Origin of the sequence: Pseudomonas ekonensis, assembly GCF_019145435.1 — a bacterium.
Classification (GTDB): domain Bacteria; phylum Pseudomonadota; class Gammaproteobacteria; order Pseudomonadales; family Pseudomonadaceae; genus Aquipseudomonas; species Aquipseudomonas ekonensis.
On sequence record NZ_JAHSTS010000002.1, the window covers coordinates 194,290 to 206,306 of the forward strand.

General features: G+C 65.3%; 12 protein-coding genes. 4 read left to right on the forward strand and 8 right to left on the reverse strand.

The features are described from left to right. Nucleotides 1-4 precede the first annotated feature (4 nt). Complete coding sequence (locus KVG96_RS13840) at nucleotides 5-1,186, forward strand: acetyl-CoA C-acetyltransferase (protein ID WP_217892651.1); 1,182 nt, start codon at nucleotides 5-7, stop codon at nucleotides 1,184-1,186. 1,067 nt (nucleotides 1,187-2,253) lie between these two features. Here the strand turns inward: KVG96_RS13840 and KVG96_RS13845 are convergent. Then, nucleotides 2,254-3,522, reverse strand: coding sequence for an Nramp family divalent metal transporter (locus KVG96_RS13845; protein WP_437180518.1), 1,269 nt, complete (start codon nucleotides 3,520-3,522; stop codon nucleotides 2,254-2,256). A 231-nt stretch (nucleotides 3,523-3,753) separates the two neighbouring features. On the opposite strand from KVG96_RS13845, the gene KVG96_RS13850 reads away from it, so the two are divergent. After that, nucleotides 3,754-4,539: a hypothetical protein gene (locus tag KVG96_RS13850; RefSeq protein ID WP_217892653.1), complete on the forward strand. Its 786-nt coding sequence runs from the start codon at nucleotides 3,754-3,756 to the stop codon at nucleotides 4,537-4,539. A 69-nt stretch (nucleotides 4,540-4,608) separates the two neighbouring features. Here KVG96_RS13850 and KVG96_RS13855 read toward each other — a convergent pair whose 3' ends face one another. Then, a complete protein-coding gene (locus KVG96_RS13855) occupies nucleotides 4,609-4,908 on the reverse strand; it encodes a hypothetical protein (RefSeq protein ID WP_217892654.1) in 300 nt (99 codons plus the stop codon). Nucleotides 4,909-5,094: 186 nt separating this feature from the next. Between KVG96_RS13855 and KVG96_RS13860 the strand changes: the two genes are divergently transcribed. Next, nucleotides 5,095-5,658 carry a DcrB/PsbP domain-containing protein gene (locus KVG96_RS13860; RefSeq protein ID WP_217892655.1) on the forward strand — a complete coding sequence of 188 codons (564 nt, stop codon included), beginning with the start codon at nucleotides 5,095-5,097 and terminating at the stop codon, nucleotides 5,656-5,658. Nucleotides 5,659-5,661: 3 nt separating this feature from the next. On the opposite strand, the gene KVG96_RS13865 is transcribed toward KVG96_RS13860, so the two are convergent. The 4 genes from KVG96_RS13865 to KVG96_RS13880 all read right to left on the reverse strand — a co-directional run bounded on the left by KVG96_RS13865 (nucleotide 5,662) and on the right by KVG96_RS13880 (nucleotide 9,328). Beyond that, nucleotides 5,662-6,378 carry an alpha/beta hydrolase gene (locus KVG96_RS13865; protein WP_217892656.1) on the reverse strand — a complete coding sequence of 239 codons (717 nt, stop codon included), beginning with the start codon at nucleotides 6,376-6,378 and terminating at the stop codon, nucleotides 5,662-5,664. 167 nt (nucleotides 6,379-6,545) lie between these two features. Next, the gene (locus KVG96_RS13870; protein WP_217892657.1) at nucleotides 6,546-7,658 is read right to left on the reverse strand and encodes a succinylglutamate desuccinylase/aspartoacylase family protein; all 1,113 of its coding nucleotides are present in this window, start codon (nucleotides 7,656-7,658) and stop codon (nucleotides 6,546-6,548) included. A 156-nt stretch (nucleotides 7,659-7,814) separates the two neighbouring features. Beyond that, nucleotides 7,815-8,594 carry an ABC transporter substrate-binding protein gene (locus KVG96_RS13875; RefSeq protein WP_217892658.1) on the reverse strand — a complete coding sequence of 260 codons (780 nt, stop codon included), beginning with the start codon at nucleotides 8,592-8,594 and terminating at the stop codon, nucleotides 7,815-7,817. A 299-nt stretch (nucleotides 8,595-8,893) separates the two neighbouring features. After that, complete coding sequence (locus tag KVG96_RS13880; protein ID WP_217892659.1) at nucleotides 8,894-9,328, reverse strand: rhodanese-like domain-containing protein; 435 nt, start codon at nucleotides 9,326-9,328, stop codon at nucleotides 8,894-8,896. A 99-nt stretch (nucleotides 9,329-9,427) separates the two neighbouring features. Here KVG96_RS13880 and ftrA point away from each other — a divergent pair, with 99 nt between their 5' ends. Continuing rightward, nucleotides 9,428-10,402: a transcriptional regulator FtrA gene (ftrA, locus tag KVG96_RS13885; RefSeq protein ID WP_217892660.1), complete on the forward strand. Its 975-nt coding sequence runs from the start codon at nucleotides 9,428-9,430 to the stop codon at nucleotides 10,400-10,402. A gap of 25 nt (nucleotides 10,403-10,427) precedes the next feature. Here ftrA and cobF read toward each other — a convergent pair whose 3' ends face one another. Both cobF and KVG96_RS13895 read right to left on the reverse strand, forming a co-directional pair. After that, nucleotides 10,428-11,183 carry a precorrin-6A synthase (deacetylating) gene (cobF, locus tag KVG96_RS13890; RefSeq protein ID WP_217892661.1) on the reverse strand — a complete coding sequence of 252 codons (756 nt, stop codon included), beginning with the start codon at nucleotides 11,181-11,183 and terminating at the stop codon, nucleotides 10,428-10,430. After that, nucleotides 11,183-11,752 (reverse strand): histidine phosphatase family protein, encoded by a 570-nt coding sequence (locus KVG96_RS13895; protein ID WP_217892662.1) that lies wholly within the window; start codon nucleotides 11,750-11,752, stop codon nucleotides 11,183-11,185. The genes cobF and KVG96_RS13895 overlap by 1 nt, the downstream gene beginning before the upstream one ends. Between the last annotated feature and the right edge of the window lie 265 nt (nucleotides 11,753-12,017).

The following is a 12,017-nucleotide window of genomic DNA, read 5'->3' on the forward strand; positions in this document are numbered from 1 at the left end:
GAAAATGCAAGACGTCGTCATTGTTGCCGCCACGCGTACCGCGATCGGCAGTTTCCAGGGTTCGCTGGCCACCGTCTGCGCCGTGGATCTGGGCGCGGCGGTCATCCGCCGGTTGCTTGAGCAGACCGGCCTGGACGGTGCCCAGGTCGATGAAGTGATCATGGGCCAGGTGCTGACCGCCGGCGCCGGCCAGAACCCGGCGCGCCAGGCTGCGATCAAGGCCGGCCTGCCCCACGCCGTGCCGGCCATGACCCTGAACAAGGTCTGCGGCTCGGGCCTCAAGGCCCTGCACCTGGGTGCCCAGGCGATCCGCTGCGGCGACGCCGACGTGATCATCGCCGGCGGCCAGGAGAACATGAGCCTGGCCAACTACGTGATGCCCGGCGCCCGCACCGGCCTGCGCATGGGCCACGCCCAGATCGTCGACACCATGATCAGCGACGGCCTGTGGGACGCCTTCAACGACTACCACATGGGCATCACCGCCGAGAACCTGGTGGACAAGTACGGGATCAGCCGCGAGCAGCAGGACGCCTTCGCCGCCGCTTCGCAGCAGAAAGCCGCTGCGGCCATCGAGGCCGGGCGCTTCGCCGATGAGATCACCCCGATCCTGATCCCCCAGCGCAAAGGCGACCCGGTGGCGTTCAAGACCGATGAGCAACCGCGCGGCGACACCACCGCCGAATCCCTGGCCAAACTGCGCCCGGCCTTCAAGAAGGACGGCAGCGTCACCGCCGGCAACGCATCGTCGCTCAACGACGGTGCCGCCGCCGTGATCATGATGAGCGCCGAAAAGGCCAAGGCCCTGGGCCTGCCGGTGCTGGCGAAAATCGCGGCCTACGCCAACGCGGGCGTCGACCCGGCGATCATGGGCATCGGCCCGGTCTCGGCCACCCGCCGCTGCCTCGACAAGGCCGGCTGGTCGCTGGACCAACTGGACCTGATCGAAGCCAACGAAGCGTTCGCGGCCCAATCGCTGGCGGTGGCCAAGGACCTGCAATGGGACCTGGCCAAGGTCAACGTCAACGGCGGCGCCATCGCCCTCGGCCACCCGATCGGCGCATCGGGCTGCCGCGTGCTGGTGACCCTGCTGCACGAAATGCTCAAGCGCGACGCGAAGAAGGGTCTGGCGACCCTGTGCATCGGCGGCGGCCAAGGCGTGGCGTTGGCGCTGGAACGGGCGTAAGCCCAAAGCGTTCATCAGCGGTCGGCGGATCCACGACATCCGCCGACCTCTGGCAACAAACCCGGCACGGCTTGCGTCGTGCCGGGTTCTTTTTTGCCTGGGTTGCGGTGAACCCCTTCAACTTCGTCGGTGACTGCCCCACCGCCATCGCCAGCAGGCTGGCTCCCACAATTTTTTGCGGTGGCCTGCCAATGCTGCGAACACCACCGGCCCCTGTAGGCGCTTGCCTGCAAGCGATGGCGGTGGGTCAGGCAATGAGGAGTCGGCTGTGCTGGCCTCATCGCCAGCAAGCTAGCTCCCACAGGTTTTTGCGGTGGCCTGCCAATGCTGTGAACACCACCGGCCCCTGTAGGCGCTTGCCTGCAAGCGATGGCGGTGGGTCAGGCAATGAGGATGCCGGCTGTGCTGGCCTCATCGCCAGCAAGCTAGCTCCCACAGTTTTTTGCGGTGGCCTGCCAATGCTGCGAACACCGCCGGCCCCTGTAGGAGCTTGCCTGCAAGCGATGGCGGTGGGTCAGGCAATGAGGATGCCGGCTGTGCTGGCCTCATCGCCAGCAAGCTAGCTCCCACAGGTTTTTGCGGTGGCCTGCCAATGCTGTGAACACCACCGGCCCCTGTAGGCGCTTGCCTGCAAGCGATGGCGGCGGGTCAGGCAATGAGGATGCCGGCTGTGCTGGCCTCATCGCCAGCAAGCTAGCTCCCACAGGTTTTTGCGGTGGCCTGCCAATGCTGCGAACACCGCCGGCCCCTGTAGGCGCTTGCCTGCAAGCGATGGCGGTGGGTCAGGCAATGAGGATGCCGGCTGTGCTGACCTCATCGCCAGCAAGCTAGCTCCCACAGGTTTTTGCAGTGGCCTACCAATGCTGCGAATACCACCCCTGTAGGAGCTTGCCTGCAAGCGATGGCGGTGGGTCAGGCAATGAGGAGTCGGCTGTGCTGGCCTCATCGCCAGCAAGCTAGCTCCCACAGGATTCCGCGTTGGGCTGCCATTTCTGTAAACGCCGCTGACCCCTGTGGGAGCTAGCTTGCTAGCGATAGGGCCGGTGCGGCCCCCGCAATTGTGAAGGTCAAGCAAGCAGCTGCAGGATCAGCCAACTGTTGGCCCCGCTGATCACCGCAAACAGCCCCCACGCCAACACCCGGGTCGGCAAGCGGTTCACGAACGGCCCCATCAGTCGCCGGTCATTGGTCATGCGGATCAGCGGGTACAGGGCGAACGGCAGTTGCAGGCTCAACACCACCTGGCTCAGCACCAAGAGCTTGCCCACCGCCCCGTCGCCCATCAGCCACACGCCGATGAACGCCGGGATCAGCGCCAGCCCCCGGGTGATCAGGCGCCGCTGCCAGCAGGGGATCCGCAGGTTCAGGAACCCTTCCATGATCACCTGGCCGGCGATGGTGCCGGTGAACGTCGAACTCTGCCCGGACGCCAACAGCGCCACGCCGAACAGCACGCTGGCCAGCGCCCCGCCCACCAGCGGGTCCAACAGGTGATAGGCGTCCTGGATGTCCGTGACGTCGGTGTGCCCGGACTGGTGGAACGCCGCCGCCGCGAGAATCAGGATCGCCGCGTTGACCAGCAGCGCCAGCGCCAGTGAGCCGATGGTGTCGATGCGCGCCAGTTTCACCGCGTCCTGCTTGCTGGCCTGGTCCTTGCCGATCAGCCGCGTTTGCACGATGGACGTGTGCAGGTACAGGTTGTGCGGCATCACCGTGGCGCCGAGGATGCCGATCGCCAGATACAGCGGCGCCGCTTCGCCGATGGCCGACAACGACGGCTTGAAGCCCTGGGCGACGTCCGGCCAATACGGTTTGATCAGCAGCAGCTCCACGAAAAAGCACACGCCGATGGTGCCCACCAGCACCAGCATGATCGCCTCCAGCCGCCGGAAACCACGGTTCTGCAGGGCCAGCACCAGCAGCGTGTCGAACGCCGTGAGGGCGATGCCGACACTCAGCGAGCACCCCAACAGCAAATGAAACGCCAGCGCGCAACCGAGCACTTCGGCCAGGTCGGTGGCGATGATCGAAATTTCCGCCAGGCCCCATTGCAGCCGCGCCGTGCCGGTGCTGTAGCGCTCACGGGACAGTTGCGCCAAATCCCGCCCCGTGGCGATGCCCAGGCGCGAACACAGGCATTGGACGACCATCCCCGCCAGGCTCGCCAGCAGCACCACGAACAGCAGGCTGTAGCCGAACCGCGACCCGGCCTCGATGGCCGTCGCCCAGTTGCCCGGATCCATGTAGCCGATGGACACCAACAGACCGGGGCCGGCGAAGCGCAGCACACGCTTGAAGAATGAAGCGCTCGGATCGACCGTGACGCTGCCGGCCACTTCCGGCGGGCAGAACGGCGCGGTGCCGACCTTGGGCAGACTGAATTTCACGCACACATCCAGAAACAAGTGGGAAAGGCTCGCAGCTTAGACGTTTCGCCCGCCGCGCCCAAGGGACGATGTGCCGAGTTTGCCGGGGTCGATTTTTTGTATACAAAAATTGTATTTTCCTGAAGCAATCCCTTCGCCGCGGTGCTACCGTGGCCGCACCCACCCGACGGAGCCCTTCGCGTGCTGATCCTCAAACTGTTGCTGATCCCCGGTTTCCTGCTGCTGATCTCTCTGGCCGGCAAGCGCTGGGGGCCGAGCGTGGCCGGTTGGCTGTCGGGGCTGCCGGTGGTGGTCGGGCCGATCCTGCTGTTCCTCGCCCTTGAGCAGGGCCCCGCGTTCGCCGCGCAATCGGCGGTGGCGGCGCTGTCGGCCATGTTTGCGATGATCGCGTTCTGCGTCACCTACGCGCAGGTCGCGCAACGGGCGAACTGGCCGTGGGCGCTGGCGGTTTCCCTCGGCGTCTGGGCACTGCTGGCGGTGGTGCTGTCGCTGATCCCGCCATCGCTGCCGTTCTCGGTGGCGACTGCGGCGACGGCGTTGCTGGCGGCGCCCCGGCTGTTCCCCAAGGTGCATCCGCTGGTGGGCGGTTCGGCGCCGAAGTCAGACAGGTTGGTCTGGCGGATGGTCGCCGGCGCGGCGTTGACGCTGGTGGTGACGATGCTGGCCAGCACCGTCGGCGAGCGCTGGAGCGGCCTGCTGGCGGTGTTCCCGGTGCTGGGCAGCGTGATGGCGGTGTTCTCCCAGCAGACCCGCGGCCCGGCGTTCACCGCCGCGCTGCTGCGGGCGACGGCAACGGGGATGTATTCGTTTTCGGCGTTTTGCCTGGTGCTGGCATTGACGCTGCCGAAGTTGGGCTGGTGGGGATTTGCGATGGGGGTCGCCGTCTCTCTGGCCATGCTGCTCGTGACCCGACAACTGGTGACAAGCGCGAACCACAAACACACCGGATTGGCCAACCGGCCTTGATTCAAGCCCAGGCGCCCATCGCTGGAATGGGAGCCTGAAACTCGTCCCTATCTGAACTCGGCTCAATGCTCACCAGTTGCCGAAGTCGACGAAATCATAAGGGTATGGATCTGAACACTCCGGGCTTGAAGGAGCATCCTTGGGGCAAACCTTCACATCGAACTTCCCCTTGGCCGGAGGATTGGTCAGATGGATCTGAAAATCCCGGCTGTCGTACTTCTGTGCATTCCCCATCGGGATCCATTGGCCCGAAGCATTTTTGTAGGTGGCCTGCAGATCCTGTGCGGCCGTCGTGGGAGTAGTGCCGTAGACAGTCTGGAAAAACCCTTCCTGCTTGATGGTGCTGATGATGATTTTTTCGTTGGCCATGTCCGTGACTCCAATGCTGATCGCCGTTCGATCAGCTACGCAGCCATTCTTCAAGCCTGACAGACCTCCGTGCACCTGACAGAAATCACAGTTCCGACGGACGGGCACTTGCCCGCCCCGCACTGGAATATCACGCGCCTGCCATGGGATGATCCACGCCACACGTGAACATCCTTGGAGATTCGAATGTCGTTGCCTCTTAAGAAAGCCGCCGTTTTACTGCTGGCGGCTGTCACAGCCTTTGGGGCGCTCAACGCTCAGGCTGCCGCCAAGGACAAGGCTGTCGGCGAAAAGGTCTCGATGCTCGACGGCAAGCTCACCTTCACCCTGCCCAAGGGCTTCGTCGCCGACCCGCTGCCGCCCGGCCCGACCGGCGCCAAGGGCACGATGTACACCAACCAGGCCACCCGCACCGTGGTCATCGCCGCAGAGAACCAGATTCCCGAAGGCAACAACGTCAAGGACAACGACAGCGCGTTCCTCGACGCCACCGTGACAGACTTCATCGAAGGCCAGCGCAAGGCGCTGCCGGACTTCAACAAGCTCAGTGAGAAGAGCATCACCCGCAAAGGCAATGGCCTGGGCCTGCGCCAGGTGGACAGCACCGCCACCCAGGGCGGCGGCCAGACCCTCAACACCACGCTGATGGCCGGCTCCGGCACCCGGATGGCGCTGGTTCAGGTGATCTCGCGGGCCAGCGACAAGAGCGGCCACGAAACGCTGGTCAACACGATTCTCAAGGAGAAGTGACCGTCAGGGATTGAGCCCCTGGAGCCAGGCGTTCAGATCCCGCAGTTCCGCCGCGCCGATGCTGTGGCCCACGCCGGGGTAGGCGTGGAACTGCGGCGCGTAGCCCAAGCGCTTCAACAGCGCGTCGGCCTGCGTGCCGTCATGGTAGGGCACACGGTCGTCGGCGGTGCCGTGGCCGATGAAGACCTGCACCGGCGCCGCTGCTCCGGCGGATTCAAGTTCGGCCTTGAGCACCGGCAGCAAGCGCCCGCTCAACGCAGCGAATCCGCCCACCACCGCTGGCTGGCGCAGCCCCACTTCGTAACTCATCATCGCGCCCTGGCTGAAGCCGATCAGGTACACCCGGGTCGGGTCGGCGTGGTACTTCTGCGCCGCAGCGGTCACGAAAGCCCGCAGTTTCTGTCCGCTGGCCTTCAGGTCATCGGGCTCGCCGTTGTAGGCCCCTTCGCCCTTCTTGCGAAACCACTGGAAACGCCCTTCACCCAGCGCCATCGGCGCTTGCACCGACAGGTAGTTGTACTGCGCGGGCAGCTGAAATTTCATGCCGATCAGGTCGGCCTCGTTGCTGCCGTAGCCGTGCAGGAAAACCACCAGCGGACGCGGTTCGGCATCCGGGTGGACCTGGGCCAGGTAATTGAGCGGCAGATCGGTCTGCAGCGAGGTCTGGGCCTGGGCGGTGCCGCAGGCCAGGAGGGTCAACAGGGCTAGCGTCTTGAGCATGGGGCGTCCTTGGCGGTGGGCCGGGTCAGGGGCTGAGCCTGGCAGGATCCGCATTCTGTGTCACGGCGAACACCGCTATCGCGAGCAGGCTCGCTCCTACAGGGGAACGCGGTCGACTGTGGGAGCGAGCCTGCTCGCGATGAGGCCCTTGAGTCAAACGCACACACTCAGTCGTTGATCAGCTTCCCGGCCCGGATCGGCTCGCGCCCGGCCACTTTCGCCTGCCAGATCCCCGGCTGGGTGTAGCGCCCGCGGTCGAGGGCGAACAGCACGCCGCTGGTGCCGGCGCGCACGGTGGTGACCCGGTCGCTCAGCGGATCGACCACTTCGAACAGCGCATCCCCCTGCTCGACCCACTCCCCCGCGTCACGCAGGAAGCTCACCACGCCATGGTGCGGCGCGAACAGGTATTGGGTGCCTTCGAACGGCATGCCTTCGCAGCATGCCTGCGGCGCCGCCGGCCAGTCACCGCCGATGAAGCCTTGTTCCGCCAGGAAGCCCAGGATCGCCTCGCAGTTGGCCCGGGCCTGTTCGACCCGGGTGTCGCCCATGCTGCCCAGCTCCAGGGTGGTCGCCAGGTTGGCCGGCGGAATCGCCGCGTCGGGGAACGCCCGCGCCAGACGCAGCCACGGCGACGAGCAAGATTCGTCGAACGAGCTGCCGCCGGAATCCTCGCACAGCAGCGCCACGCCGGCCTTCAGGCGGGCGGCCAGGGATTGCCACTGCGGCCAGTGCTGCGGCAACGCATACAGGTGAATGGCCGCTTCGAAGTCGCAATGCAGATCCAGGGTGATGTCGGCGTCGCAGGCGTGGCGCAGCAGCAGACGGTGCAAGGCTTCCAGCTGCGAGGCCGGGGCCGGCAGGTCGTCGAGCACCTGGCCCATGGTCTGGCGGATCAGCGCGATGTTGGCGACGGCGTCATCGCCCAGACGCTCGCCGACCAAGGCCGCCACCGGCGCGCTCAGTTCGACGAACGCACGGTTGAAGTTCTTGCCGCTGCCCAGTTCGAAGCGGCCCATGTGGGCGCTTTGCAGGTGCTGGTCCAGGCCGATGGGGTTGGCCACCGGCACCAGCTCGATCACGCCTTGCAGGCGTCCTTCGCGCTCCAGCTCGCCCAGGCGCTGCTTGAGCTCCCAGGCCGTGCGCATGCCCGGCAGTTCATCGGCGTGCAGGCTGGCCTGGATGTACACCTTGCGCGGGCCTGCGCCGAAGCGGAACACACTGAGGGAACGTTCGCTGCCCAGATGGCTCCAGGGCAGCCGGTGGTCGATGCGTTGCATGGGGAACTCCTGAATCTCGAAGCGGCGGTAAACGCCTGTGGGAGCGAGCCTGCCCGTAGGCCATCGCTTGCAGGCTCGCTCCCGCAAGGGTCTCTTGCAATCGCGAAAACAAAAAAGTGGCCCCGCCGAGGCGCAGGCCACTTTATCTACAGCGTATTAATGGCCGTACACGTCAAAGTCGAAGTACTTGTCCTGCACTTGTTTGTACTTGCCGTTGGCGCGGATTTCGGTGATGGCGGTGTTGAATTTGTCCGCCAGCTCCTTGTCGCCCTTGCGCACCGCGATGCCGGCGCCGCCGCCGAAGTACTTGGCGTCTTCATAGGTCGGGCCGACGAATTCGAAGCCTTTGCCGGCGTCGGTCTTCAGGAAGCCGTCGCTCAGGTTGACCGAGTCGGCCAGCATGGCGTCGATGCGGCCGGACACCATGTCCAGGTTGGCCTCTTGCTGCGAACCGTAGCGCACCAGCTCGATCCCGGCCGGCACCAGCACTTCGGTGGCGTAGCGGTCGTGGGTGCTGGCGCGCAGCACGCCGACTTTCTTGCCCTTGAGCTCGGTCAGCGGATCCTTGACGCCGGAGCCCGACTTCATCACGAAGCGCGCAGGGGTGTGGTAGTACTTGATGGTGAAATCGACGTTCTTCTTGCGGTCGTCGGTGATGGTCATGGACGACAGGATCGCGTCGATCTTCTTCACTTTCAGCGCCGGGATCAGGCCGTCGAATTCCTGCTCGACCCAGGTGCATTTGACTTTCATCTGTTCGCACAGCGCGTCGCCGATGTCCACGTCGAAACCGGCCAGCTTGCCGTCGGGGGTTTTCATCGAGAACGGAGGGTAACCGGCCTCAATGCCGATGCGGATCGGCTTGGCGTCGTCGGCCACGGCGGTCAGGGACAGCATCGACAGTGCCAGGGCACCGAACATAACCAGCTTTTTCATTTATTTCTCCCGTGTGCGGAGGCTTTTATTGGCAGCTTTCGATTGTCAGGGTTCGGCCTTGCCGGTGATGGCAAAGAAACCGAAGTGGCCGGCAGTCTATGGCGGCTTGCACGGGGCAAATTGTGTTTAAGCGACAAATACTTACAGAAAATCGGCGAGTGCCTGGCAGGTGGGAAAGGTGTGCGCCATCACGGTGCAAGGACTGTAGGACAAACCCTCAATCTCACCAGGATCGAGGGCTTTTGTGGTGAGGGAACGGGCTTCCTCACCACAACGGACGTTCGTCCTTCAGGCCAGGATCAGCACTCGCAACCGATCGCGGCGTTCGCCGGGCGCTGCGCCGCCACGCTCAGCTGGAACCCTTCGTCCAGCCAACCGGTGACGCCGCCGATCATCTCTTTGACCGGATACCCCAACGCCGCCAACTTCACCGCCGCCTTGTTGGCGCCGTTGCAGTGCGGGCCGGCGCAATAGACGACGAACAAGGTGTCCTTCGGATAGCCGGCCAGGTGCCCGGCAGTGAGCAGACGTCCCGGGAGGTTGACCGCACCGGGCACATGCCCGCGCTCAAACGCCAGCGGGCCGCGCACATCCACCAGCACGAAGTCCGTTTCGCCGGCCTCCTGGCTGCTGAAGACGTCGGAGCAATCGGTTTCGAACGTCAGACGGTTGCTGAAATGCATCAAGGCGATGGCCGACGAAGCGGCCGGGATTTGGCGAACCAGGCTGGTCATGGGGAAAGCTCCTGCGTCTGTGGGTGTGAACAGACTTTATCGGGGTGCCGCTTGCCGCTACAGTGGCGCACAAGACACTCATCGGGAAGTTTCCGCCAAATGACTGACTCGCCCGGACGGGTCGCCATCCTCGCCTACGATGGCCTCTGCACCTTCGAATTCGGCATCGCCGTCGAGATCTTCGGCCTGGCCCGGCCGGAATTCGATTTCCCGTGGTACGAGCACTGCATCGCCGCCGTCGATCCGGGTCCGATGCGGGCCATGGGCGGCATCCGGGTGCTGGCCGACGGCGGCCTGGAACTGCTGGAACAGGCGCGCACCGTGATCATCCCCGGTTGGCGCGACCGCAGCGCCCCGGTGCCCGAAGCCCTGCTGACCGCGCTGCGCCAGGCCCACGCCCGCGGCGCGCGGCTGCTGTCGATCTGCTCCGGGGTGTTCGTGCTGGCGGCCAGCGGCCTGCTCGACGGGCATGGCGCCACCACCCACTGGCGCTACACCGCGGAACTGGCCGAGCGCTATCCGGCCATCGAGGTCGACCCGGACGTGCTGTACGTCGACGCCGGGCAGTTGATCACCTCGGCCGGCAGTGCGGCGGGCATCGACGCCTGCCTGCATCTGGTGGCCCGCGACTTCGGCACCCAGGTCGCCAACTCGGTGGCGCGGCGCTTGGTGATGTCGCCGCAGCGCACCGGCGGCCAGGCCCAGTTCATTCCCGCCCCGGTCAGCCCGACGCCGCGCAGCGACCTGTCGCGGGTGATGCAATGGGCCCGCGAGCGGCTGCATGAACCTTTGGAAGTGCGCGACCTGGCCAGCGAGGCGGCGATGAGCGAGCGCACCTTCTTGCGTCGCTTCACCGAGGCCAACGGCCAGCCGCCCAAGGCCTGGCTGCAGCATGAACGGCTGGCCCGGGCGCGGGAACTGCTGGAAAGCAGCCAGCAGAACACCGAGCAGATCGCCTTGCGCTGCGGCTACCGCTCGGTGGAAAGCTTTCGCGTGGCGTTCCGCAACGTCGTGGGGGTGCCGCCGTCGGTGTACCGCGAGCGGTTCGGGCGCGAGGTGCGGGCACTGTCCTGAGGCCTTGAGGTCGGCTGCGCCGGACTCAAGGCTTGCGCAGCAGGTAGGTGTCCATGATCCACCCGTGCTCCGCCCGCGCCGCCTGGCGCACCCGTCCGATCTCATCGGCGACGTCCTGGAGCCGGCCGCTGATGAGGATCTCGTCCGGCGTCCCCAGATAGGCCCCCCAGAAAATCTCCGTCTGCGGATCCGCCACCTGACGGTAAGCGTCCTGCGCATCCAGCATCACCACCACACTGTCCGCATCGCTCACCTGCCCCGCCGCCAGGCGCCGTCCCGTGGTGATTTCGACCGAGCGGCCGATGCCGTTCAACGGCACCTTGTGCTGCGCCGCCAGCGCCTGGACGCTGGTGATGCCGGGGATCACCTCGAACTCGAACGCGCATCGGCCCGACAGCAGAATCGCCTGCAGGATGCGGATCGTGCTGTCGTACAGCGCCGGATCACCCCACACCAGAAAACCGCCGCACTGGCCGTCAGCCAATTCTTCGTTGATCAGCCGTTCGAAGGTTGCCTGCTTGGCGCGGTTCAGGTCATCGACGCTGGCGTTGTAGTCCACATCCCCACGTTCGCGTTCAGGGCTGTGGGCTTCGACGAAACGGTACGCAGGATCGGTGATGTAGCGCTCGCAGATGTCGCGGCGCAGGTCGATCAACGAGGCCTTGGCCTGGCCCTTGTCCATGAGGAAAAACACGTCCACCCGGTTGAGCGCCTTCACGGCCTGCAGGGTGATGTAGTCCGGATGGCCGGCGCCGATGCCGATGACCAGCAAACGTTTCATCAAAGGACTCCTCCCGGATCGATGCCGGGCAAGCGTAGCCGCCAACGGCCGGCGAAGCGCAGATCGACCAGGGCCAGCGGCTCGACATCGATGCAGTGGGACGCCTGGCCCTGAATCACGTGGGCCAACGCCGCCCGGATCACAAACGGATGGGTGATCGCCACGGTGTGGCCAGGGCGGGACGGCAGGGCGGCGAGCCAGGCCGCCACCCGTTCGCCCAACTGCGCCACCGACTCGCCGCCATGGGGCGCGGCACCCGGATCCTGCAGCCAGGCGTGCAGGGCCTCGGGCTCGTTCTGCTGCAACGCCTTGATCGATTGCCCCTGCCAGCGCCCCCAGTCGCAATCGCGCAACGCCTCATCGACTTGCGCATCACGGCCAAACCCTTCGGCAGTCTGACGGGTGCGCAATTCGGGGCCGCAGACCAACCGGTAAGGAGCGTCGAGCCGGGCGGCCAGCCCCGCATCGGCCAGCGCCCTCTGCTCGATCGGCTCGTCCGTAGGAAAACGCGCCAGTTTTTGTGCGACGGTTCGCGCGTGGCAAACCAGGGTCAAGCGAATGGCCAGCACGGTAGATCACTCGTTGAGGAGGAGAATGCGAGAACGGCAGAACGCCACGATGGCGGCCATTGTGCCGTAAACAAAAGGTTTGCGGAGTGTGGGATGACCGAGCCCACCGCGACAAAGCGACAATGTCTGACACGAGAATGGGCAATGGACTACAAGCCAGGAAGAAACTCGCCTAGCCCTTACGCTTCGGGCATCTCGCCCCATTCTGGCGCTTGCAGACATACGCTGAAAATTCACTAGACATGTAACGTGAGTTACATAAATA

Excerpts from the sequence above, each read along its gene's own strand:
- KVG96_RS13865 (WP_217892656.1), bottom strand. The coding sequence starts at position 6,378 with ATGCTCAAGACGCTAGCCCTGTTGACCCTCCTGGCCTGCGGCACCGCC.
- cobF (WP_217892661.1), bottom strand. The coding sequence starts at position 11,183 with ATGAAACGTTTGCTGGTCATCGGCATCGGCGCCGGCCATCCGGACTAC.
- KVG96_RS13855 (WP_217892654.1), bottom strand. The coding sequence starts at position 4,908 with ATGGCCAACGAAAAAATCATCATCAGCACCATCAAGCAGGAAGGGTTT.
- KVG96_RS13870 (WP_217892657.1), bottom strand. The coding sequence starts at position 7,658 with ATGCAACGCATCGACCACCGGCTGCCCTGGAGCCATCTGGGCAGCGAA.
- KVG96_RS13880 (WP_217892659.1), bottom strand. The coding sequence starts at position 9,328 with ATGACCAGCCTGGTTCGCCAAATCCCGGCCGCTTCGTCGGCCATCGCC.
- KVG96_RS13840 (WP_217892651.1), top strand. The coding sequence starts at position 5 with ATGCAAGACGTCGTCATTGTTGCCGCCACGCGTACCGCGATCGGCAGT.
- ftrA (WP_217892660.1), top strand. The coding sequence starts at position 9,428 with ATGACTGACTCGCCCGGACGGGTCGCCATCCTCGCCTACGATGGCCTC.
- KVG96_RS13875 (WP_217892658.1), bottom strand. The coding sequence starts at position 8,594 with ATGAAAAAGCTGGTTATGTTCGGTGCCCTGGCACTGTCGATGCTGTCC.
- KVG96_RS13860 (WP_217892655.1), top strand. The coding sequence starts at position 5,095 with ATGTCGTTGCCTCTTAAGAAAGCCGCCGTTTTACTGCTGGCGGCTGTC.